At 68.9% G+C, this 23,651-nt stretch carries 14 protein-coding genes and 3 pseudogenes; 8 read left to right on the top strand and 9 right to left on the bottom strand.

Going from position 1 to position 23,651, the window contains the following annotated elements:
• Window positions 1-12: 12 nt before the first annotated feature.
• Window positions 13-6,726, top strand: coding sequence for a type I polyketide synthase (locus AB0I94_RS09860; protein ID WP_363308949.1), 6,714 nt, complete (start codon window positions 13-15; stop codon window positions 6,724-6,726).
• 106 nt (window positions 6,727-6,832) lie between these two features.
• Window positions 6,833-8,128 (top strand): GDSL-type esterase/lipase family protein, encoded by a 1,296-nt coding sequence (locus AB0I94_RS09855; protein ID WP_363308948.1) that lies wholly within the window; start codon window positions 6,833-6,835, stop codon window positions 8,126-8,128.
• A 1-nt stretch (window position 8,129) separates the two neighbouring features.
• Here the strand turns inward: AB0I94_RS09855 and AB0I94_RS09850 are convergent, their stop codons facing one another.
• The 3 genes from AB0I94_RS09850 to AB0I94_RS09840 form a co-directional block, all read right to left on the bottom strand.
• The gene (locus tag AB0I94_RS09850; RefSeq protein WP_363308947.1) at window positions 8,130-9,476 is read right to left on the bottom strand and encodes a cation:proton antiporter; all 1,347 of its coding nucleotides are present in this window, start codon (window positions 9,474-9,476) and stop codon (window positions 8,130-8,132) included.
• Between the two features lie 63 nt (window positions 9,477-9,539).
• Entirely contained in the window at window positions 9,540-10,874 is a 1,335-nt protein-coding gene (locus AB0I94_RS09845; protein ID WP_363308946.1) for an NAD(P)/FAD-dependent oxidoreductase, read from the bottom strand.
• Between the two features lie 21 nt (window positions 10,875-10,895).
• Window positions 10,896-11,159, bottom strand: a complete 264-nt coding sequence (locus tag AB0I94_RS09840; protein ID WP_363308945.1) for an acyl carrier protein — start codon at window positions 11,157-11,159, stop codon at window positions 10,896-10,898.
• A gap of 478 nt (window positions 11,160-11,637) precedes the next feature.
• Here AB0I94_RS09840 and AB0I94_RS09835 point away from each other — a divergent pair.
• Together AB0I94_RS09835 and AB0I94_RS09830 are read left to right on the top strand one after the other, a co-directional pair.
• Window positions 11,638-12,231 (top strand): annotated as a pseudogene (locus AB0I94_RS09835) (ATP-binding protein); the annotation flags it as partial.
• Between the two features lie 48 nt (window positions 12,232-12,279).
• Window positions 12,280-14,586 (top strand): LuxR C-terminal-related transcriptional regulator, encoded by a 2,307-nt coding sequence (locus AB0I94_RS09830; RefSeq protein WP_363309034.1) that lies wholly within the window; start codon window positions 12,280-12,282, stop codon window positions 14,584-14,586.
• 241 nt (window positions 14,587-14,827) lie between these two features.
• On the opposite strand, the pseudogene AB0I94_RS09825 reads toward AB0I94_RS09830, so the two are convergent.
• Window positions 14,828-15,998, bottom strand: a pseudogene (locus AB0I94_RS09825) (carboxyl transferase domain-containing protein).
• Window positions 15,999-16,515: 517 nt separating this feature from the next.
• On the opposite strand from AB0I94_RS09825, the gene AB0I94_RS09820 reads away from it, so the two are divergent.
• Window positions 16,516-17,154, top strand: a complete 639-nt coding sequence (locus tag AB0I94_RS09820; RefSeq protein ID WP_363308944.1) for a TetR family transcriptional regulator — start codon at window positions 16,516-16,518, stop codon at window positions 17,152-17,154.
• Window positions 17,155-17,257: 103 nt separating this feature from the next.
• Window positions 17,258-17,995, top strand: a complete 738-nt coding sequence (locus AB0I94_RS09815; protein ID WP_363308943.1) for a 4'-phosphopantetheinyl transferase superfamily protein — start codon at window positions 17,258-17,260, stop codon at window positions 17,993-17,995.
• A 223-nt stretch (window positions 17,996-18,218) separates the two neighbouring features.
• Here the strand turns inward: AB0I94_RS09815 and AB0I94_RS09810 are convergent, their stop codons facing one another.
• From AB0I94_RS09810 to AB0I94_RS09800, 3 genes are all read right to left on the bottom strand, one after another.
• On the bottom strand, window positions 18,219-18,695 hold the full coding sequence (locus tag AB0I94_RS09810; protein WP_363309033.1) for an ATP-binding protein: 477 nt from the start codon (window positions 18,693-18,695) through the stop codon (window positions 18,219-18,221).
• Between the two features lie 150 nt (window positions 18,696-18,845).
• The gene (locus tag AB0I94_RS09805; protein WP_363308942.1) at window positions 18,846-19,010 is read right to left on the bottom strand and encodes a hypothetical protein; all 165 of its coding nucleotides are present in this window, start codon (window positions 19,008-19,010) and stop codon (window positions 18,846-18,848) included.
• 352 nt (window positions 19,011-19,362) lie between these two features.
• Entirely contained in the window at window positions 19,363-20,535 is a 1,173-nt protein-coding gene (locus tag AB0I94_RS09800) for a PP2C family protein-serine/threonine phosphatase (RefSeq protein ID WP_363308941.1), read from the bottom strand.
• A gap of 491 nt (window positions 20,536-21,026) precedes the next feature.
• Between AB0I94_RS09800 and AB0I94_RS09795 the strand changes: the two genes are divergently transcribed.
• Window positions 21,027-21,440, top strand: a complete 414-nt coding sequence (locus AB0I94_RS09795) for a MarR family transcriptional regulator (protein ID WP_363308940.1) — start codon at window positions 21,027-21,029, stop codon at window positions 21,438-21,440.
• A gap of 77 nt (window positions 21,441-21,517) precedes the next feature.
• On the opposite strand, the gene AB0I94_RS09790 is transcribed toward AB0I94_RS09795, so the two are convergent.
• Together AB0I94_RS09790 and AB0I94_RS09785 are read right to left on the bottom strand one after the other, a co-directional pair.
• Window positions 21,518-22,024: a MarR family transcriptional regulator gene (locus tag AB0I94_RS09790; protein WP_363308939.1), complete on the bottom strand. Its 507-nt coding sequence runs from the start codon at window positions 22,022-22,024 to the stop codon at window positions 21,518-21,520.
• A 311-nt stretch (window positions 22,025-22,335) separates the two neighbouring features.
• Window positions 22,336-22,752 (bottom strand): ATP-binding protein, encoded by a 417-nt coding sequence (locus AB0I94_RS09785; RefSeq protein ID WP_363308938.1) that lies wholly within the window; start codon window positions 22,750-22,752, stop codon window positions 22,336-22,338.
• A gap of 208 nt (window positions 22,753-22,960) precedes the next feature.
• Between AB0I94_RS09785 and AB0I94_RS09780 the strand changes: the two are divergent.
• Window positions 22,961-23,410, top strand: a pseudogene (locus tag AB0I94_RS09780) (GNAT family N-acetyltransferase); the annotation flags it as partial.
• Window positions 23,411-23,651: the final 241 nt, after the last annotated feature.

Here is a 23,651-nt window from a genome sequence, read left to right as displayed (position 1 = left end):
GGGAAGAATACGGTGAGTGCTGCATCGAACGAGGAGATCGTCGAGGCCCTGCGGGCGTCCTTGAAGGAGAACGAACGACTGCAGCGGACCAACAAGGAGCTGACGGCCTCGGCCCGCGAGCCGGTGGCGATCGTCTCCATGGCGTGCCGTTACCCGGGCGGGGTGGGTTCCCCCCAGGATCTGTGGGATCTGGTGGCGTCCGGAGGCGACGCGATCAGTGCGTTCCCCGGGGACCGCGGCTGGGACGAGGACCTGTACGACCCGGATCCGGAGCGTCCGGGCAAGACCCATGTGCGGGGCGGCGGCTTCCTCGATGACATCGCCGGGTTCGACGCCGAGCTGTTCGGCATCTCCCCTCGCGAGGCGCTGGGCATGGACCCTCAGCAGAGGCTGGTGCTCGAGGTCTGCTGGGAGGTCCTGGAGAGGGCGGGGTTCAATCCGCACTCCCTGCGCGGCAGCGCCACCGGGGCGTACATCGGCGCGACCAACTCCGGTTATGTGTCGGACCTTTCGAAGCCCCCGGAGCAGATCGACGGTCACGCGGTGGTGGGCAACCTGACCAGCGTGGTGTCGGGCCGCGCGGCGTACTCCTTCGGCTGGGAGGGGCCGGCGGTGAGCGTCGACACGGCCTGCTCGTCGTCGCTGGTGGCCGTCCATCTGGCGGTGCGGGCCCTGCGACAGCGGGAGTGCTCACTTGCCGTGGCCGGCGGCGTCATGCTGATGTCGAATCCGGCCCTGTTCGTCGAGTTCTCCAAGCAGCGCGCGCTGTCACCGGACGGCCGGTGCAAGGCGTTCTCGGCCGACGCCGACGGCTTCGGTGCCGCCGAGGGTGTGGGGCTGCTGCTCCTGGAACGCCTGTCGGACGCCCGGCGCAACGGCCACCCCGTCCTGGCCGTGATCCGGGGTTCGGCCGTCAACCAGGACGGTGCGAGCAACGGCCTGACGGCACCGAACGGTCCCTCGCAGCAGCGGGTGATCCGGCAGGCGCTGGCCGACGCGGGGCTGCGCCCGGACGACGTGGACGTGGTGGAGGCGCACGGGACGGGGACCCGGCTCGGGGACCCGATCGAGGTGCAGGCGCTGCAGGAGGTCTACGGCCAAGGCCGCCCCCGGCCGCTGTGGCTGGGGACGGTCAAGTCGAACATCGGTCACACCCAGGCGGCCGCGGGTGCCGCGGGCATCATCAAGACGGTCATGGCGATGCGACACGACTCGCTGCCGCGGACGTTGCATGTCCACAAGCCGTCGCCCCTGGTGGACTGGTCGACGGGGAACATGGCGCTGCTGGCCGAGCCGGCACCGTGGCGGCCGGACGTGGAACGGACGCGGCGGGCCGGTGTGTCCTCCTTCGGGATCAGCGGGACCAACGCGCACATCATCCTGGAGGAGGCCCCTGCGGAAGCCGCCGCACCGGAGAAGGAGCCGCCGGACCGAGCCCTCACCGAGGACTCCGTGACGGCTGCCCCCGACGTGCTGCCGTGGGTGGTGTCGGGGGGAAGCGCACAGGGCATGCGGGGCCAGGCGGAGCGCCTGCGCGCGTTCCTGGCGCAGACGCCCGGGGCCGACGCGCCCCGGGTGGCCCGCGGGCTGGCCCGCCAGGCCCTGCTCCCCCACCGCCTCGTGCTCACCGGGTCCGGCCGAGAGGAGTTGTCGGCCGGGCTGGAGAAGTTCCTCGCGGATGAGCGCCCCGACGCGGGGTCTCCCGGCTGGCACGTGGCGCGCGGCAGCGTGCGCTCCCGCTCCAAGGTGGCCTACCTGCTACCGGGCCAGGGGGCTCAACGCCTCGGTATGGGGCGGGAGTTAGCCGACGCCTTCCCGGTCTTCGCGCGGGCGCTCGACGCCGTGTACGAGCACATGGACGGGCATCTGGAACGGCCCTTGCGGGACGTGATGTTCGCGGACGCCGCAACGGACGGTGGGGCCGGGGGCGCGGGCTCCGCACTGCTCGACCAGACGCTGTACGCCCAGCCTTCGCTGTTCGCACTCGAAGTCGCCCTGTACGAACTGCTCGGTTCCTGGGGCGTGACACCGGACTTCCTCATCGGCCACTCGGTCGGTGAGCTGGCCGCCGCGCACATGTCCGGCGTACTGAGCCTGCCCGACGCCTGTGCGCTGGTGACCGCGCGCGGCCGGCTCATGCAGGCGGTCCCGTCGGGCGGTGCCATGGTGTCCGTGCGGGCATCGCGGGACGAGGTGCTGCCGACGCTGCGGCCGTACGGAGGGCTTGCCGACATCGCCGCGGTGAACGGCCCCGCCGCCACGGTGATCTCCGGCGACGAGAAGGTCGTGGGCGAGCTCGCCGAACACTGGGCGGCCCAGGGCCGCTCGGTGAAGCGGCTGCGGGTGTCGCACGCCTTCCACTCGGCACACATGGACGCCGTGCTGGAGGAGTTCCGCGGGGTGGCGGAGGGCATCACGTTCCATGCCCCGCGCATTCCGATCGTCTCCAACGTGACCGGGGAACTCCTCACCGCCGAGCAGGCGGTCTCACCGGCGTACTGGGCCAAGCACATCCGGCAGCCGGTCGAATTCCTGGCGGGCATGGAGCATTTGGCCCGGGCGGGCGTGAACACCTTCGTGGAGCTCGGTCCCACCGGCAGCCTCACCGCGACGGCGGCGGAGTGCCTGGCCCCCGCCGGGGACACGGCAGCGCACCGGACCGGCGAGGACGGTGTGGTCCAGGTGTGCGCACTGCACCCCGAGCGGCCCGAGGCACAGTCCGTCATCGCCGCCGCGGGGCAGATCTGGGCGCGCGGTGTCCCGGTGGACTGGTGCCGGATCACCGGTGAGGGCCCGGGGGCGGAGCTGCCGACGTACGCCTTCGACCACCAGCGGTTCTGGCTGAAGGAGCGTACGCGTGGCGGGGACGCCTCGCGCACGGGCATGAAGTCGGTGGCACACGCGGTTCTGGCAGCGTCCGTGGAGGTGGCGGGAGACGGGCCCGTGGTGCTGTCGGGACGGCTGTCGCTGGCCGCGCAGGAGTGGCTCGCCGATCACCGGATCGCGGGCCAGGTGCTGCTCGCGGGGACGGCGTTCCTGGAGATGGTGCTGCGGGCCGGCGACGAGGTGGGGTGCAGCCGGGTCGAGGAGCTGGTGGTACAGGCGCCCCTGGTCGTGCCGGAGAACGAGACGGTGCAGGTCCAGGTCGTGATCGAGACCCCGGACGAGGACGGCCGCCGCCAGGTCGGTGTCTTCTCCCGCGCGGCGGGCGGTGCGGGGGTGTGGACGCGGCACGCCCACGCCGTGGTGAACGCCGACGACGCTCCCGTCTCCTCGGCACACGGCGACGCTTTCGACGGCTTCGCGGTGTGGCCGCCCGAGGGCGCGGTGGCGCTGCCGATGGAGGGGTGGTACGAGGATCTGGCGGGGAAGGGTTACGTGTTCGGGCCCTCCTTCCGCGGTCTTGGCGCGGTCTGGCGCCGGGAGGGAGAACTCTTCGTCGAGGTCGAGTTGCCGCCGACGTCTCGGGACGACGTGGCGCGGTTCGGCATCCACCCCGGTCTGCTCGACATGCCGCATCACGCGATGTCCCTCGGCGGCTTCTTCACCGGCGAGGGAATCTTCCTGCCGTTCGCCTGGCGCGGTGTCTCGCTCCTGGCCACCGGCGCCATGCGCGCGAGGGTACGCATCACATCGGCGGGTGAGAACGCGGTACGCCTTGCCATCGCCGACGCGGCCGGGCAGCCCATCGCGTTGGTCGACTCGCTGACCGTCCGCCCGGTGGACCCCGCGCAGATCGCCTCCGTGGGAAGCAAACCGGCCACGGGCGAGGAAGCGGGGCTGTACCGCCTGGACTGGGTGCCCGCCGAACCGCCCGCCACCGGCCACGACGCGGCTCCCCTGCCGCAGCTCCTGCTCGCGGGCGAGGACGCGTTGGGCCTGGAGGCCCAACTGGCGGAGTCCGGCGTCACGGTGCGCCCGTGCGCCGACATCGATCGTCTTGCCGCCCTTGTCGCCGACGAGACAGCCGGCCGGCACGGTGGTCCGGAGCGGGCCCCGGTGGTGCTGCTGCCGCTCAGGGGAGCGTCCGGATCGGACGGCCCGGAGGTCGCCGGCGCCGCGCACACGGTGGCCGAGGAACTGCTGCGGGTCCTCCAGGCGTGGGCGGCCGACGAACGTCTGACCGCCGCGCACCTGGTGGTGGTCACCCGAGGAGCGGTCGCCGCCCACGCGGCCGGCCCGGCCCATGATGTGACCGATCTGGCCGCATCGACGGCCTGGGGCATGGTCCGCTCGGCCCAGGCCGAGCATCCCGGACAGTTCACCCTCCTCGACCTCGACCCCGCGCCGGAACCCTCCGGATCCGGCGAAGCCACCATGGACCTGCCGGAGACGCTGACGGCCGTGACCCGGGGCGTCGACCCGCAGTGGGTGGTACGCGGCGGCCAGTTGCTGGTGGCCAGGCTGCACCGCGCGGACGATCAGCCGTTGCGGGTGCGGGGACTGGCGACGGGCAGTACGTGGCGGCTGGCTCCGCTCGGCTCCGGCGAGCTCGACGCGGTGGGCGTGGTGCCCTGCCCGGAGGTGCTCGAGCCGCTGGAGCCGTGGCAGGTGCGGGTGCGGGTGCGGGCGGCCGGTGTCAACTTCCACGACGTGGTGGTGGGCCTCGGCATGCTCCCTGCCGATGACGGCTTCGGCACGGAGGGCGCCGGCGAGGTGCTGGAAGTCGGGGAGGCGGTGGACCAGTTGCGCGCGGGTGACCGCGTGATGGGCATGTTCGAGGGGTCGTTCGGCCCCACCGCGGTCGCCGATCACAGGACCCTGGTCCGGATGCCCGACGAGTGGTCCTTCGAACAGGCCGCGTCGGCACCCACGGTGTTCCTGACCGCGTACTACGCGCTGTCCGACATCGCCGCCGTACGGCCAGGACAGCGCGTGCTGATCCATGCCGCCACCGGCGGCGTGGGGCAAGCCGCACTGCAACTGGCGCGTCACTGGGGGGCCGAGGTCTTCACCACCGCCTCCCCGGCCAAGCAGCAGACCCTGCGTCAACTCGGCGTCCCCGCCGACCACATCGCCGGATCCCGTACCACGGGCTTCGTCGACCAGTTCCTCTCCCACACCGATGGCGCGGGCATGGACATCACGCTGGGCTCTCTGGCCGGGGAGATGGTCGACGCCACCCTGCGCGTGCTGCCCCGCGGCGGCCACTACCTGGAGATGGGCAGGACCGACATCCGCGACCCCGAGCGGGTCGGCGCGGACCACCCCGGGGTGACCTATCGGACCGTCCTCCCCTCGGACGCCGGTCCGGAGCGCATCGGAGAGATCCTCACCGACATCCTGGATCTCTTCCGGCAGGGCCATCTGCACCCGCTCCCGCTGACGGTGTGGGATCTGGCCGACGCACGGCAGGCGTTGCGGCACATGAGCCAGGCCCGTCACCTGGGGAAGAACGTGCTCCGCGTTCCCGCCCCCGTCGACCCCGAGGGCACGGTCCTCATCACGGGCGGGACCGGGACCCTGGGCGGGCTCGTCGCCCGTGACCTGGCAGCCGACGGCCATGCCAAGCACTTCCTCCTGCTCTCCCGGTCGGGCGCGGACGCCCCGGAGGCGGAGCAGTTGCGTGCCGACATCGAACGTCACGGCGCCACCTGCACCATCACCGCGTGCGACGTCAGTGAGCGCGCCGCCCTGGCCGCCGCGATCGACGGCATTCCGGCCGCTCACCCCCTCACCGCCGTCGTGCACGCGGCGGGCATCGTCCGTGACGCGACCCTGGCCGCCCAGACGTCCGAGGACCTGCATCCGGTGCTCGCCACGAAGATCGACGCCGCGCTCCATCTCCAGGACCTCACCGCGGGCCATCAGCTCGGGGCCTTCGTCCTCTTCTCCGCGGGCAGTGGCCTCTTCGGCGGCCCCGGGCAGGCCAACTACGCCGCGGCCAACAGCTTCCTCGATGCTCTGGCCGCTCACCGAAGCGGCCGGCATCTGCCCTCCACGGGCATCGCCTGGGGCATGTGGGCCGAGGCCAGCGGCATGACGGCGCATCTCTCGCAGGCGCAGCTCGCCCGGGTGAACCGCCAGGGCGTCACCGCACTCGCCACACCGGAGGCCCTCCGGCTGCTGCGCGACGCGACGCGCCTCCCCCACCCGCTGCATCACGCCGCCCGGATCAGCCCTCCCGGTACCGCGGCCAGTCCCGTGTGGAGCCACCTCGTCGCGGCACCCCTGCGCCGCACGGCCGCCGACGTCCCCCACGCCGACGACTTCCGGCACCGCCTCGTCGCCCAGTCCCCCGCACAGCAACGCCAGGCGCTGCTCGAACTCGTCCGCGGCCACACCGCCACGGTGCTGTCCGCGTCCCCCGACGCCGTCGACCCGCACCGCGGTTTCACGGACCTCGGTCTGGACTCCCTCACCGCCATCGAGCTGCGCAACCGCCTGGCCGCCGCGACCGGTCTGCGTCTCCCACCGACCGCCACCTTCGACCATCCCAGCCCTCATCACCTGGCCGCGCATCTGCACGGCTCGCTCTTCCCGGACCACACCGAAGGAGCCGAGGACGGCTCGACGCTGCTGGCGGAGCTGGACAGGCTGGACGGTCTGCTGACCTCCGCCGAACTGGACGACGTCACACGCTCGGGCGTACGAGGCCGGCTCTACGCCCTCTTCTCCCGCCTGAGCGGAGCGGATGCCGTGGCGGAGGAGACACCGCTCGAGGCCCGCCTCGAGTCGGCGACCACGGACGAGATGTTCGACCTGATCGACCGCGAACTGGGCTAGCGCGGGGCGGCGCCCCGGAACGTGGGGCGCCACGCCCGCACACCCTGCCCCCGCGGCGACCTACCCACCGGATGGCGCGTGCCACGGCGCGCGGAAGGAGCCAGGCATGACGGAGGAAGCAGGCACGCGGCGCCGCGGCGGGGCGACGGCGGCGGGGCACACCAGACGCCACGCGCTCGCGCTCATGGGCACCACGGCGGCCGCGGGCCTGACCGCGGCCGCGTCGGCGCGGGCCGCCGACGCGCAGGGCGGCCGGCGGTGGGTGACCACGTGGTCGACGGCGATGACGCCGCCCAGCCTGGGCATGGGTACCAACTGGTCCCAGGAGGGCTTCGCCGGCCACAGTGTCCGGCAGCTGGCCCGCGTCAGCCTCGGCGGCCGGACGTTCCGTGCGCGCCTGTCCCACCACTTCGGCACGCGACCGCTGCGGCTGGCCGGGGCCACCGTGGCGCTCAGCGCGGGCGGCGCCGAGCTGCGCCCCGAAACCGTACGCAGGCTGACCTTCGACGGCGCCTCCTCGGTGACGGTGGCGCCCGGTGGCACCCTCGCGAGCGACGCGGTGCACCTGAAGGTCGCGGCGCACGAACGAGTCGCCGTGACGCTGTACTTCGAGCATCCGACCGGGCCCGTCACGTTCCATCCGTGGGCCGGGGGCACCTCCCACCGGGCGTCGGGCGACCACCGCGACGACACGGGCGGCGCCGCGTTCACCGAGACCACCGGGTCCACGTACTGCCTCGCGGCCATCGACGTCGCCGCCCCGGCACGGCAGTACACCGTGATGTGCTTCGGTGACTCACTCACCGACGGATACGGCTCCGCCCCGGACCGCGACGAGCGCTACCCCGACACTCTCTCCGAACTCCTGGCCGCACAGGGCACCCCGCATGCCGTGGCCAACACCGGCATCAGCGGCAACCGCCTCCTCAACGACACCTTCTGCCTCGGTGACAAGGCCACCAGGCGCTTCCGCCGCGACGCGCTGACCCAGCCCGGCGTACGCAAGCTCGTCGTCCAGCTGGGCGGCAACGACATCACGGTCCACAGCAACCACCCCTGCTTCGGCGATACCCCTGAGGTCACCCCCGAGGAGCTGGCAGCGGGGCACCGTGAACTGCTGCGCCAGGCCGAGGAGTTCGGCCTGCCCGTCATCGGCATCACGAAGCCGCCGTACGGCTCGGCCCCGAACTACAAGGAACACCACGACAAGATCCGCATGGGACTCAACGCGTGGATGAGGCAGGAGAGCCGCTACGCCGCGGTGATCGACTCCGACCGCCTCCTCGGCGACCCCACCGACCCCGTCCGCCTGGACCCGCGCTTCGACAGCGGGGACGGTGTACATCCCAACGGCGCCGGTTACGCCGTCATGGCCGCTGCCGTGGCCCGGCATCTGCGGTGACCTAGTCGCTCCCGCTGCTTGTCGGCTGACCTCGTCGGCTCCGGTCGACCGGGGCCGGCGGGGGTGCCGCCTCGTCGGCTGGGCACGGGGCGCGCTCCACGGCCAGACGCAGCAGCGGGGGCGCCATCACCGAGGTCACGATCGCGACGAGAACGATGATGGTGTACGAGTCCTCGCTCAGCACTCCGAGGCGCAGGCCCACCATCGCGACGATCACTTCGATGACACCCCGGGCGTTCATCCCGGCGCCGATGCCGACGGCCTCCCAGCGGTTCAGCCCACCGGTGATGGCACCGATGAACGCGCCGGCGAATTTCCCCACCACGGCGATGAGCAGCACCGCGAGCGCCGCCAGCAGCAGTCGGGGTTCGGCCAGTGCGGTCAGGTCCATGCGCAGCCCGGCGGTGGCGAAGAAGACCGGGGCGAGGACGGACAGGACCACGGTGCGCAGTGGAGCCAGGGACGCCGAGTCCAGCACGCCGCACGAGCGGATGAGGATTCCGCACACGAACGCCCCGAAGACCGCCTCCAGGCCCAGTGCGTGGGTCGCGGCAGAGCCGAAGAACAGGATCGCCACTACCGCGGCGAGGCTCGCGGAGGGCTCCCCGGTCCGTCCCGCGAGCTTGAGCACGCGGCCCACCACCGACCGGCCGAGCACGACCGCGAAGAGGATGACCAGGACCAGCGAGCCGATCGTCAGGGCCATGCCGCCCGTCCGGAGTCCGGTGGTCGCCATGGCGGAGACGACCGACAGCATGATCCAGCCGGCGAGGTCGTCGACGACCCCCGCCGTCAGGACCAGCTGACCGATCTTGCTGCGCAGCAGTCCCATGTCGAACAGGGTCTTGGCGATGACCGGGACGGCACTGACGCTCATCGCCACACCCATGAAGAGTGCGAACGCCGTCGCGTCGGCGCTGTGGGGTTTCAGCTCGCCCGAGAGCGCGTACCCGGCGCCGATGCCGAGGCCAAGAGGTATCAGGAACCCGGCCACGCTGATCTGCACGGCCGCCCGCCCGCTGCGCCGCACCCTGGCGATGTCCAGCTCCATACCGGTGAGCCCGACCAGGAGCAGCAGGCCCAACTGGCCGACGGCGTCCAGCAGATGGGCCTGGGCCGCTTCGGCCGGGAAGAGCCAGCCGGAGAAGCCGGGGAGCAGGTGTTGCAGCACCGAGGGGCCGACCAGCAGCCCGGAGCACAGCTCACCGACGATCGCGGGCATGCCGAGCCGCCGGGCGAGGCGCCCGAGAGCCACGGCGAGGAGGAGCAACAGGCCGACCTGCAGCAGGAATATCAGCAGTGGGTGGGACGACAACGGCGCGACAAGGCCAGGATCGGCCAACGTCATGGGATCTCTCCTAGGGCCCTCACAGCCGCGGAGGGCCGGCCCTCGTCCGAGGGCCGGCCCTGGTCAGATGGTGGGGGCGCCTGCGTGGAGGCTTCCCAGATAGGGATGCCAGAGGTGGTTGGGGTCGTCCTCCACGGTGGCGACGAAGTCCCGCATCTCCTGCAGCACCCGCGGGTCCGCGTCCCACATGTCGCCCTGCAGCAGCTTGAGGACGTCGAGCCGGTAGCGGGGGTCCTGCACGAACGCGGCGAAGAGGATGTTGAGCCGGTAGTAGATGGAGATGAAGTCGTACCAGTTCCTGGCACCGCGGCGCTGCGCCTGCTCGTAGTTGCGGAACCGCTCGTGCGAGAAGTCGTTGGCCTCACAGGCGGCGATGATGTCGTACGACGCCAGGCGTGCCGTGTTGAGCGCGATGCTCACACCGCTGGAGAAGATCGGGTCCACGAACCTCGCGGCATCACCGATCATCACGAAGCGGTCGCCGCAGATCTGCCGCATGGAGTAGCTGTAGTCGCCCTCCGCCTTGTACTCGCGGACGCGTGTGCTTTTCTGCAGTTCCTTGTACAGGTCGGGCCGTGTCTGGACCAGCTGCCAGAAGAACTTCTCGCGGTCGACGTTCGCCTCGCGGAACCGGCTCTTCTGCGTCACCACACCGATGCTGGTGATCGTGTCCGTGATGGGTATCTGCCAGACCCAGGTGTCATTGACCGGCAGGAAGTGGACGAAGATGTGGTCGATCTCATCCGGGTTGCCGGCCAGCGCCTTCCGGTCCAGGTCCTCGAACCAGGTGTGCACCGCGTACTGATCGAAGACGGGGTCCGGGTCCTTGAACTTGAGCTGCCGGCCGAGCAGGGTCTGGCGGCCCGACGCGTCGACCAGCATGCGCCCGGTCACCTGGGTCTCCGTGCCTCCCATCCGGCAGGTCAGGCTCACGCCCTCGGGCCGGTCGAAGTCCGCGTTGGTGACCCGGATGCCCTGGAACACCTTGGCTCCGAGGCTCTCCGCATGCTTCAGCAGGATGAGATCGAACTTCCCCCGGTCGACGTGGTACGTGTACTCACGGTCGACGCCGGGCTGTGCCCGCTCGCCGAACTTGACCTGGGCGGTCCAGTCGTACGACATCCCGGCGAACCCGTTGTGGGGGACCTCCCGCTCCTCGGCGGTCGTCCAGGCCGCACCGTACTTGCGCGGGAAGCCGGCTCGTTCGACCTCTGCCATGGCTCCCGTGTCGAGCAGCACCGGCGTGGTGGCCGGGACGAGCGACTCCCCCACGTGCGGCCGGGGGAAGTTCTCGCCCTCGAAGACAGCTACCGAGAGACCTGCCTTGGCAAGGTAGGCGGCGGCGGTGGAACCCGCGGGTCCACCGCCGACGATCAGGACATCGAAATCCACTTTCATGAACCCTGCTTCCAATCCTCGTCAGGAGGCGCCGGCGTCTGCGGCTCCGCAAACCAGTGCAGTAATGGAGCGAATGTCCTTGAAGTTCTCCGCATTGATCTCCCGGGGTGGTACCGCGAAACCGAGTTCATCGCGTATGAAGCCGATCAGCAATATCGTGTTCAGGGAATCGAGAATGCCCAGCTCGATGACCGGAGTCAACTCGGTCAGGTCTTCACCGTCCTGACCCAAATATTTCTCCTGGATGAAAGCGGTAATACGGGCCGAGACCTCCTGGCTGGTCACTCTGTTCTCCCTCTCCGTCGGCTTTCGCGTCACGAGTGGGCCGCTGCAGCCCGTGAACGATCAATAGCCTATTGAGGAGATCTCATCGCGTCAGCCCCTAAGGCCCGCGCATCCCCCCTAAAGTCTCCGAACGCGACGATAGGGGGACGGCAGGGGGTGTAGAGGACGGGGTCACCGGATACCGCGTGATTACCTGAAGGAGGGCGGATTCGACCTGGGAAAACCGTAAGCGAAATCAGAAATTCCGCCTACGGCATAGCTACCGGACAGGCCTCCGTCGACGCCCCGTGACATCGATGCCAGGGTTCCATTAGTGAGGCTCAAATGCTACTGTCTCCCACTAAGTGCACAGCAGCGCGGCGTCGGAGACTACTCCCGCCACCGCTGACCAGCTGTAGCCAGACACCGACGCCAGGTCATATCGCGTCGGGCAAATCGGGGGAATGGTCGCTGATGATGGGGCAATTCACGCAGCACGATGATCTGCAGCAAGCCCACGACCAGTGCTCCGCATGGCTCACCACGAAGCATGCACCATTCGCCTCAAGGCGCACCAAAAGGTTCTCACTGGCCGCTTGTGGACAAACAGGACCCATGGAGCACATCTATGGAGCAGATCAGGCACACCCCAGGGCGTACTGAACGCGCCGCCGCATTCAAGCAGCTCGACCAAGCGCTAAGAAGAAGCAACGTAGGGCAGTTCTCGGTAGCCGTGGTCAGCGGGCCCTTGGCCAGCGGCAAATCCGGTCTCTTGCACTCCTTCTCCGAGTACGCCACGGCGGCCGGCGCCAAACTGCTGAGCGCCTACGCCTCACACTCCGAGCAAGCCTTTCCCCTCGGAGTCCTTGAACAGGTCTTTCAGAACTGCGACGTGTGTTTGCCACACATCAAGAGCGCCATAAGGTCCTGGGTGGACGGGCAGTTCGCCGGCTCGACAAAGTTTGCTGAATTCGATCACGCGCAACGGCTGGCCGTCACGTTGGGGCGGACCATGATTGAGGCTCTGCACGACCTGGCCGATCAGCAGCCGATCGTCATCGTCATCGACGACGCGCAGGATTCGGATCCGCTTTCCCTGCAATGCCTGCTCCACGTCATGCGACGGCTGAAAACCGCCCGGGTGCTGCTCATTCTGGTCGAGGGCGACCATCTCACCCGGCTTCCCCGGACGTTCCGTGCCGAGATCCTCCGGCATCCCAACTGCCAGCGGATCAACGTCGAGTTGTTGTCACCGGACACCGTCTTCGCCACGCTCGCGGCCGTCTTCTCCCCGGCGACGGCACAGCGGCTCTCGGGCACCTTTCACCAGATCAGCGGCGGAAATCCGCTGCTGCTGCAAGCACTCATCGGCGACGCCCGGACAGACCCGCTCCTCGAGGAAAGTGCTCTCGGCAGCGGGGCCACCTATCAGCGTGCCGTTCTCGATCTCCTCTACCGCGGTTCGTATCCACTTCTCGAGGAGGTCGCGAAGGCGGCGGCGATACTCGGCCGCTCCGCCTCCCTTCCGTTGCTGTGCCAGCTCATCGGCATGGATCGCGGGACCACGTCCCAGGCTGTCGCCGCGCTGTCCTCCGCGGGCATCCTGGAGAACGCCCAGTTCCGTCACCGGGCGGCACGCTCCGCCGTGCTCGACAGCATGAGCACCGAGGAGAGCAGGAAACTGCACTCTCAGGCGGCCCACCTGCTGAACGACTCCGGCGAGGCCGCGGCAGTCGTGGCCCCGCACATCGTCGCCTGCGAGGAGACTCAGCCCTGGGGCATCGCCACTCTCCGGAAGGCGGCCGAGGAGGCGTTGGCCGAGGGCGAGTCGAAGACCGCCATCCGTTACTTACGCCGCGCCCACGAGGCGTGTACCGACGAGCAGCAACGTGCCACACTCACCGCCCTCCTGATCAACATCGAATGGCGCTCGGATCCGGCGGAAGCCGCCAAGCGCCTGCCCCAGCTCGTCTCCGCCGTGCGCGGGGGTCTCCTGTCCGAGACCTCTGCCGTCCAGACCTCCCGGTATCTGCTCTGGAACGGCCAGGTCATCGACGCCGTCGGCGTCCTGCGGTCCATCCAGCAGAGCGGCGAGACCGTGTCCAGCCGGACCGAGGACATGCGCGCGGCCGACGGAGTCCGCCTCTGGCTGCCCTACTTCTTCCCCGGTCTGTCCGCGCAGGCCGCCCTGGGCAGCACCACGCCGCCTTCGACGGGCCGGCCGAGCGCGTCGGTGTGGGCTCCTCAGTACCAGGCCGCCACCGTGCTCGACGGCATGCTGCGCAACGGCTCTTCGGAGGAGCTGCTCAACAAGGCCGAACAGATCCTGCTGGGCACCCGGCTGGACGAGAAGACACTGCTGCCGCTCACCATCGCGCTCAACACCATGGTGTACTGCGACGACCTCGACAAGGCCGAGTCCTGGTGCGGGTCCCTCTTCAAGGCCGCCCCCTCCGACCAGACGCCGATGTGGCACGCCCTGTTCGCCATCACCCAGGCCAACATCCACTTGCGCCGCGGCAAGCTGGCCGAGGCCGAACGTCTCGCCCAGAGTTCGCTGAGCCTGGCCTCCTCGGAGGGGTGGGGCGTCGCCATCGGCCTGCCGGTGTCCGTGCTCCTTCTCACCGCGGTCGCGATGGGGAAGTACGAGAAGGCCGCCACCTACCTCTCCACACCCCTCCCCGAAGCGATCGACCAGACCCTCTTCGGTGCCCAGTACCTGTACGCGCGGGGTCATTACCACGTGGCCACGGGCGAGTTCGAGGCAGCGGTCCGTGACTTCCACGCCGCCGGCGACCTGGTCACCGAGTGGCAGTTCGACAACCCCACCATCCTGCCCTGGCGCAGCAGCGCCGCGCACGCCCACCTGTGCCTCGGTGAACTGGAGCAGGCGAGAGCACTCGTCCGTGCGCAGGCGGCCCTTGTCCTGCCGGAGCAGCACCGGGCCGCCGGGGTCACCCTGCGCGCCCAGGCCGCGACCGAGCCGAAGCAGAGCGCCGTGCCCCTGCTGGAGCGGGCAGCCGGCCTGTTCGACAGCCTCGGCGACCGGCTGGAGTTGGCGCAGACACTGGTCGACCTGAGCCACGCACATCACTCGCTCGATCAGCAGGACATCGCCGAGGCCGTCGCCGGAAGGGCACTCAAGCTGGCCGACGAATGCGGCGCCGATCCGCTGAAGGCGATCCTCATCCCCATGACCGGGGACGAGGAAAGCACCCCGCGGTTCACGTTGCACTCCTCGGACTCACTGGGGGCGCTGAGCCGAGCCGAGAAGAGGGTCGCCGCTCTGGCGGCCCAAGGTCACACCAACCGCCAGATCTCCAACGCCCTGCACATCACCGTCAGCACCGTGGAGCAGCACCTGACACGGATATACCGGAAACTGTCGGTCAAGCAGCGTGCCGACATCGGGTCACGTCTGCAGCTGGTCAGTTCCTGCGCCGACTAGAGCCGACGTCCGTCTGGGACGGGGGAGACCCGGACGGACGTCGACTCACGGTCCCCTCGCGGGTCCGGTGTACAGCCGCGCGGCTGCGAGAAACACCGAACGGAGAACGGATGGCCTTTTGGGCACCGCATCCGATCGGTCGGCCCGGGTCTCGGCTCCACCAGCCTGGCACGCGCAGTCAGCGGCACATACCCCTAACATCCCCTAACACCGCGCTGTGGCGAGCCCTGGCAGCCGGCCGTCATTGCGGCTGGTTGCCATGTTTCCGGCTCGGCAGTGCCACGCTCTTGGGCCGGAGCATGACGAGCGCGCGGATCAGCCTCTCCCGCGTCTCGGCCGGGTCGATGACATCGTCCACCAGCCCGCGTTCCGCGGAGCAGTAGGCGTGCAGCAACTCAGCGCGGTATTCCGCGGTCCTCCTCTTCCGCGTCAGCGCGGGGTCGTCGGAATCAGCTATCTCCTGTCGGAACACGATTTCGGCGGCGCCGAACGCCTTCCGCAGAATCACCAATCCGGGTACGTCCACGAGCGTGACCAGCGGAACATTGAAGGCATCGCAAGCCTGCACAAAACGAGCCGCCTTCTCGGCGGCCGCCATGTCCAGCGCGCCGGCCAGCACGGCAGGCTGGTTGGCGACGAGACCGACAACGTGTCCGCCGAGCCGCGAGAAAGCGCACACCACGTTTCTCGCCCAGCCCTCGTGGACCTCGAAGTACTCACCGTCGTCGACGATTTCCCCGAAGACGCGATACATGTCGTACGGCCGCTTCGGATCGGCCGACACGATGTCAAGGAGCGCATCCGAACGCCGGTCCCGGGGGTCCGAACAGATCTCCTGCGGGGGAAGTTCACCGTTGTTCGAGGGAAGAAGAGAAAGGAGAAAGCGCACGTCCTCCAGGCAGCTCTCCTCGTCGTCGTGGACGAAGTGCACGACTCCGGAGGAACTGGCATGGACGTCAGCCCCGCCCAATCCCTCAGGGCTCACCTGCTCGCCGGTCATCGCTTCCACCACGCCGGGTCCGCTGGCGTACAGCTGCGAAACACCTCGGACCGCGAAGACGAAGTCGGTCAGGGCCGGTGCATACGCGGCGCCACCCGCACAGGGCCCCAGGACCACGCTGATCTGCGGGATGACACCGGAGTTGCGTACGTGGCGCTCGAATATCCCGCCGTATCCGAAGCGCCGTCACACCCTCCTGGATCCTTGCGCCGACGCTGTCACACAGTCCCACGAGGGGAGCGCCCGCTGATTCCGCCAGGTCCATGATCTTGTGAATCTTCGCGGCGTGCGCCTCTCCCAAGGAGCCCTCGAAGAATGTCCCCGCATCGAACAACAAGTCGACGCGCTCACGAACGGTCAGCTTCTCGTGAGCGGATTCCCGTGGACAGTCGCCATCCTGCGCCGTATTCATCCGGAAAAAGCCCCTTCGAATTCCGGGCGTTAGGACACGACGTTCAGGTCGCCCACCGTATGAGGCCGGACCACGACGTCCAACCCCTATCGGGGACAGATAGGGGCTTACCGAAAAACTAGGATGCCGGTGGACCTGCCCCCTACTCGCAGGGAGGCAGGCCAACTCTGTCGCCCCGGGCGCAGCACAAGTCGCAAGCACCACACGCCGCAAGCGGCACAAACGGTGCGCTCCGCGACTCCCGAGGGCGCTTACCCGGCGACGGCCAAGTAGCTTCACGCACTCTACTGCCGCCGTACGAAAGGTAGTTGTCGCTAATGTTTGAAAGTCGGTCAACTGCGCGGTACGTTTGCCGCCGAGGCTCGCCAGTCCGCGACTACACGGTCGAACAACCCTCCGGGCACTACGCGTCAACACACGCCTGCCGGACCGTGCACCGCGACGGCCCGGGGGTGGTGAGTGCATCCCCCACTCCGCCGATGTCGCCCCGAAGCGGTGAAGAGGAAGGATCACAGTCATGGCGTCACAGGAGACTTCACGGCCAAAGCCAGGGCTGCGCGAACGCAAGAAGGCGAAGACCCGGGCCAAGATCAGAGAGCATGCCATTCGCCTGTTCCTGGAACAGGGGTATCACGCCACCACTGTCGATCAGATTTCAGAGACGGCAGAAATCTCGCATACGACCTTCTTCAGGTACTTCCCCAGCAAGGAAGACGTCGTCCTTCATGACGATCTGGCGCCGCTGTTCATCCACTCCCTGCAGAGCCAACCGGTGGAGCGGGACGCGATAAGCGCTCTCCGCGTCGCCATCCGCGCCTTGTACGAAGGCGGCCAGGACAGTGAGGAGCATCAGCAGGATTACTCCGGCACGCTGACGCTGGAACGCGAGCGGCACGCACTCATCCTCTCCGTTCCCGAACTGCGCGCACGGACACTTGACGACTTCGCCGAGGTGTTCGGCGCGATCACCGAGATCCTTGCCGAGCGCGTCGGCCGCGAGAAGGACGACATCGCCGTACGCACTCTGGTGGGTGCGGTCCTGGGTCTGGTGACATGTACGTATCTCACCGTGACCGACGACCCACGCAACGACTTCCCGGTCATGCTGGACTCCTCGCTGGCCGTACTCGAGGCCAACAGCCACTTCGACCTGTAGCGGGGCCAGGGGCGGCGGCCCGGACACCGGCTCGCCACGACGACGCCAGAGGGAGAGCGGTGAGCGGACGCCGGACGGCCGTCATGCCCGGGAGCGAGGAGCGATGACGTACGGCAAAGGCGTGCTCAAGGAGTTGCTGCCCCCGGCCGTGGCCGCCGAAGAGGCCTTCGAGGATCCTCCCGGACCACCGTCCGACCACCTGCTCCCGCCCGAGGCCGACGTGATCAGCCGCGCGATCCCCCGTCGGCAACGCGAGTTCGCCACGGTCCGGCTCTGCGCACGGCGGGCGATGAGCACCCTGGGCGTAGGGCCGGTGCCGTTGCTGCCCGACCGGCATCGCGCCCCGCAGTGGCCGCACGGCCTTGTCGGCTCCATGACTCACTGCGACGGTTACCGCGCCGCCGCTGTGGCCCCGAGCGGCCAGGTCGCGGGTATCGGCATCGACGCCGAGCCCAACCTGCCGCTGCCGGCCGGAGTCCTGAACGCCATAGCCCTGGGGCCCGAACGCGCGCAGGTGGAGGCTCTCCTGCTTCGCGTCCCCGAGGTCCGCTGGGACCGCATGCTGTTCAGCGCCAAGGAAACGGTGTTCAAGGTCTGGCATCCGCTGACCCGCCGTCAGTTGGGTTTCGACCAGGCCCTGATCGAACTGGAGCCGGAGACCGGCACGTTCACGGCACGCCTGCTCATCCCCGTACCGGACGTCGAGGGCGCGCGTCTGCACCGCCTGGCCGGGCGCTGGGGTTGCCGCAAGAACCTCGTCGTCACGGCCATCACGCTGCTCCGGACGCCCACGGAGCGGATGTCGCGCCCGGCAGCCGGCAAAGAAGCCACGGGGATTTGATCGACGCGATGCCCACCCACAGCCGATTGCCCACTGCGCGGGCCGCCACGCAGGGGGCAGCGCACTCATGGAGTGACGACGGGACAGCACCTGTCCGAGCCGGTGACGACCGCGAAGACGCGGGAAAGAGGCCCGGTCGCCGTCCCTCATTACGCCCGTGAGCCCGTGAGCCCGTGCGGCCTGGAAGTGGTCCAGAGCCCTCGACGCAAGCTCTTCCGTCTGATCACATCGACTGTCGGCCGGCCGGATGGCTGCCGGGTTCGTCTGCCAGGACGATCGACGTCCTGATGCGCTTGCCGACCGGCTCGCGGTGCACCTCGAAGCTCTGGCACACCGCCATCACGATCTCCAGCCCGTGCTGGCCGACCCGGCCGGCATCCGGGGGCAGGAGCAGGGGCAGCGTCGTACTGCTGTCCCATACGGTCACCTCGACGGTTCCTCCGTCGGCACCCAACGTCAGCAGGCACGGTCCCGGAGCGTATTTACGGGCGTTGGTCACCAGTTCGCTCACCACCAACTGCCCCATGTCGAGCACCCGCCTCGACACCGGAGGCCCCTGCGCGTTCTGCAACGAGACAAGGAAGTCACGGGTCATGTCGCGGGCATCCGCGATCTCCTCGCTGCCTTCGAAGGCAGCGCAAACCGTTGGCGGAGTCTCCGCGAACAGGCGCTGGCCCTCGTGGCGCCCAACCAGGTCCATGCAGTCCGCCTCACTGCCGAAGCGCAGGTGTCTGCTCACCCGTATGCCCCCGTTGAGCCACCGCACTCCCACTCGACTTTTCCGAGCAGGGGGCAGCGGGGAGGGTTCTCGGCTCCCTCCCGCAGGAGCCGAGAACCGCCACGGAGTGCTTCAGGACCCTTCTCGCCCGGACACCGCGTCGGCCAGCGCCGCCCGCAGAGCCATGAGCGCGGGTAGGTCCGCGTCCACCACGAACCGGTCCAGCAGGAGGCTGACCCGCCAGTGCTCACCCTCACGCACCGCCTGCACGATCTCCGCGATGGTCGCGTCCTGCACAGCAGGGTCCTTCACAGATCACTCTCGGATTCACGCAGGACCTCAACAGGCTCTGCTGGTCTTACTCCCTTTACCTGCCAGAGCCGCGCATGGTGCGGCGGTCACTCTTCGGATCGGACCGTGTCATCACCGGTACTGCGAGCGTGGACAACGGACCTCCGAACGGCGGCATCGAGAACCGGCGCGCGCCCAACGCGGCGCGGTTGTTCCGCTCTTGCGGAGTCGCGGGCTCAAGGGGTCCTCCCCACGGAGGACATCGCCGGCCTGCACCCGCGCATTGCCCCATCACCATAGGGCGATTGTTGCCTTCTGGCAACATTTCCACGGAAACCCAGAGCTCCCCCGTACCCACTCAGACGCGAGAATCGCGGCCGAACCAGTCGAGGCACACGACCAGCGCGTCGTCGACAGCATCGGCGTCGAGGTACAGGGCGAGTTCCCGCAGGATCGCCCGGGGAACCGCAGCGGCAGGCAGAAGGCCCGCCGCCTGGATCGCGAGCGCCAGTTTCCGCTCGCCGTACGCCTCTCCCACCTCGGTGGCGGCGCTGTAGACACCGTCGCTGACAAAGATCAACCGGTCCCCCGGGAGGACACCGAACTCCTGCGCGACGTACTCGGTCTCCTCGAACATCCCCAAGGGAAACTGCGCCTCGAAGTCCACGCGCTCCACACTCTTGTCGCGCTGACGCCACAATTGGGGCGAGCCGGCGTCCACCACCTGCACGCGCCCTGTGGCCAGTTCGAAGCAGAGCAGCAAGGTCGAGACGTACTCATCACCCCGATGCTGCGCGTACAGCGCCTGGTCGGCCAGAGCCGCCTGGTCCTCGATGCCGATGCCGGCCCTTCGGGCGTTACGCAGGGCGTTGACCGTCAAGTTGGTGAGGAGAGACGCCTGGATGCCTTCGCCCATACCGTTGGTGACGCTGAGGGTGAGCGTCTCGGACGTCGCGGCCCAGTCGAAGTTGTCGCCGTGGATGGCGTACGCCGGCTCCAACTGCGCACCGATCGCGTACTCCTGGCGGGTGCACGCGCGTCCCGGCAGCAACTGCCACTGCATCTCGGCGGCCAGTGTGAGGCGGCCGGCCCGGCGGGCCTGGAGGTACAGATCGGTGTCCCGCTCGGCAACGACGATCTCGTGCCCGAGGAGTTCGGCAACCGCCGTCAGCTCCTCCACAGCCTCGGGCGTGCACCGGGCTTCGGGGATGCGCGCGGAGAGGATGCCGAGCCTGTCGCCGCGGACCGTCACGGGCAGGTGCAGGTCCACGACGCCCTCACGGCTCACGAGCCGCCCATAGGGCTCCTGGCTGCCGAACGCGCGGCCCTCGGGGCTGGCGTACACGGACAAGGGCTCGGCGGTGTGGGGCAGCGCCGTGACCTGCTGGAGAACGGTGAGGCTGTAATCGGCCATGAGCAGATCGACCTCGGTGGCCTCATAGTGCTCGACCAGGGCCGCTCGCACCGTGCCGAGGAGGTTGTGCGGTGCCGCCGTCCGTACGGCGCGTTCCACAGCCAGGAAATTCGTCACAGTGAGGCCTTCTTCGTCTTCATCGGTGGGTCGGGGCTACTGAGCGACTGATGGGAACGCAGGCATCGGCCATCAGGTCGCTCACTGCCCGGGAAGAACGCTCCTGGCGGTGTACGCCCTTCACCAATCTGACCTTGACCGCGGTGCCCCGCACAGCGCGGTCTGCTGGGACCGAGCGAGACTTCATGGAGCCGCGAATATTGCTGCGCGGCAACTGTTCATCCTACCGCTCGGTGGAGCCGGAAAAGGCGGCCGTTCCGGCCTGGCTCCGTCAGAAGCCCCTGCCGCTGCCCGCCTGCTCCGGCCCTCCAACTCCCCGGTGCCGCAAGGCCCTCAGGGATACTTTGAGCCGAGCGGGCAGAAGACCAGGACGTGGCACGACGTCCGTGGTCCACGAGGGTGCACATCAGTTCATGGGGAGTGACGGCCGTATGGACCGCGAGAGGTTGGGCGAGCCCCCGTACGAGCTGACCGAGGAGACGTCTGCCGCTGTGGAGACGCTGGTGTCTCTGTGGGCGCGGGCATCCCGGGCCGTCTCCCCGCGGCTTTCGGGCTTACAACTGGAAGCACTGCTCATCACGCGGCGCAGCCCCGGCATCAATCTCACCGGACTGGCCGTAGAGGTCGGGGCCGCGCTGCCCGCCGTCAGCCGACTGTGCGATCGACTGGAGGCCGCTGGACTTCTGTGTCGCGAACCGGCGCCCACGAGCCGGCGAGAGATCGGCCTGACGCTGACGCAGCAAGGAACGGACATCATCGACGCTTTGCTGTCCCGGCGTTCCCAGCTGTTCGGTGACGTGCTGAGCCGTATGCCGACTGCCGCTCGGCGACATCTCCTGGCGAGTTTGCAGGAGTTCTCAGCTGCCGCGAGAGAACGTCACCTCAACAGCAGCGAACAGGCCTGACTCCTGGTCGCGGCGCTCCCTCGGGTACAGGTACAGACGGAGGCTGAGCGCACCGCGAGAGCGGCCTGGGCCACTGTCTAGGCGATAGCCGTAGCGGGCCCGTCGTCCGCATTCGCCTCGCCACGCAAACCGATGTGCTCGCCGGCGGCAGCCTGGAAGAGGGCCAACCCCTCGGCCAGTGTCGCCAAATGATCCGGCGGCATTGCCTCCAGTACGGCTTCGACCTCACGCACCCGCAACGTACGGAACTTCTCGAGGACGGCGGCCCCGCGCCGGCTCAGGCACAGATCGACTTCACGGCGACTGGTGGTGCTGGGAAGCCGCTCGATGAGACCGGCGGCCTCCAAGCGGTCGCACAACCGGCTCACTGCTGACGGCCGCGATCCGAGCGCTTCACCAAGGGTCCGCTGGTTGACCTTCTTCTGCTCCTCTATCACCGTCAACGCCCGGAACTGCGAAGGCGGAAGGGGACCCGCGGGGGAGGCTTCCTGGCCGCGCCCCCACAGCACCTCCAGCAGATCCGACACACTGCACGCGGCGTGTGCCACCCGCTCAGGGCTGTGGGAAGGACGGCTTCGGGGCATCCGAACACTCTCTCACTAGACAGCGGGCTTGTCAGCCGAGGAACTCATCGTCCACGCAAACTGGACGTATGTGAACATGTCGAGGCGAGATCGCGGTCCTACGAGTCGTCTTGGCAACGTCATGCGTGGCGAGCGAGTTTGACCGCGGGAGCGAGCAGGATCAGCGCCAGTGCGGGGATGAGCACCGCGTCCGGGAAGACTCCGAGCAGCACGCCATCAGGATCGACCGGGCGAGGACGTGAGCGGCCCGGGTACCGCAGACCCCGGAACGAAAGGTGGTCCCACGGTTCCCTGCCTTCTGCCCGTGTGGCTCAGCCGGCCAGTACCGCACGCACCGTCTTGCCGTGGCGTGCGCCGACGACCTCGAAGCTCTCGGCCAGGTGCCGAACAATGGCAAGGCCGCGGCCACTCTCAGCACCGGCTTCCGGTGATCCCATGCGTGGCCGAGCGGGATTGTCGTCGTGAACCTCGACGGTCACTCGATGATCAGATATCGCCAGCCGCAGCCGGCAGCCGCTTCCCCCGTGCCGGGTGGCATTGGTGACCAGTTCGGACACGACCAGCGTGGCCTCGTCCACCCGCTCCATGTCCAGCGCTGCCGAGTGGCGATGAGGCCGGGTGAGGAAAGCGGTCGTCAATTTCCGGGCTCGACCGGCTGAAGTGGCCTCGTGCGGCAGCGCGTACTCAACACGTGTGGTGCGCCCATGGGCGCGCCGGGACGCACGCATAACAACTCACTTCCCCTCCTAGGACGACCGGCGTCTCTACGGGCACCCCGTACGCCGGGACCGCGGCATCCATTGCGCGGCCCGTCCTGCTCCCCTGCTCCTCCTCTCTACCCTGCCCATGCGGCGTACAACCTGACGCGGCCCGTTACACGGCGTACGCCCGCGCGGTACTCGGCCCGGCGGGCACGATGTTGCGCCCGTCAACACCGGCGGTAGGCCGACAAGCCGCGAGGTGATACAGGAGCGGACGTTGCCCAGGCTCCTTCACGACTATCCGTGCATCGGGGCCCGCGGCTACTGGGCCGCGGAGGAGAAGGATGCCGGGGCCTTCCTCGGCTGGTTCGAGTTCCGCCCCCTGGACGATCACAGCCCCGCCGTGGTCGAACTCGGCTACCGGCTGAACAAGGCCGCCTGGGGCAGCGGATATGCCACGGAGGGAGCACGGGCCCTGATCCGCAAGGGGTTCACGGATCTCGGGGTGGAGCGGGTGACCGCGAACACCATGACGGTCAACGCGGGCTCCCGGCGTGTGATGGAGAAGGCCGGCTTGTCGTTCATCCGGACCTTCACCGGGGACTGGCCCGAGGCGATCGCGGGCTCCGAGCACGGCGAGGTCGAGTACGAACTCACCCGAACCGAGTGGGAGCAACACCCGTAGGCGCCAGTTGGCGAGGTGGAGGTCCGGCGGCTCCGCTCGCACGGGCAGCGTTGCCCTCACGCGCTCCGAGCGTCCGCACCGAACGCCTTGCACGCTCGCGCACATGGGCGACGAAAGGGGCGTCGGCGACCGGCAAGACGTCCCCCGGGACGACCGGATACAGTGCGCGCGTCGACAATCGGGTTACCGAGAGGGGAAGCGTGAGCGCCACCAGCGAGGCTCGATCCGCGGATGGGGCAGA

Source organism: Streptomyces sp. NPDC050147, assembly GCF_040660195.1.
Taxonomy (GTDB): Bacteria; Actinomycetota; Actinomycetes; order Streptomycetales; family Streptomycetaceae; genus Streptomyces.
The sequence above is the reverse complement of the archived record's forward strand: the minus strand, read 5'-3'. Positions and strand labels throughout refer to the sequence as shown.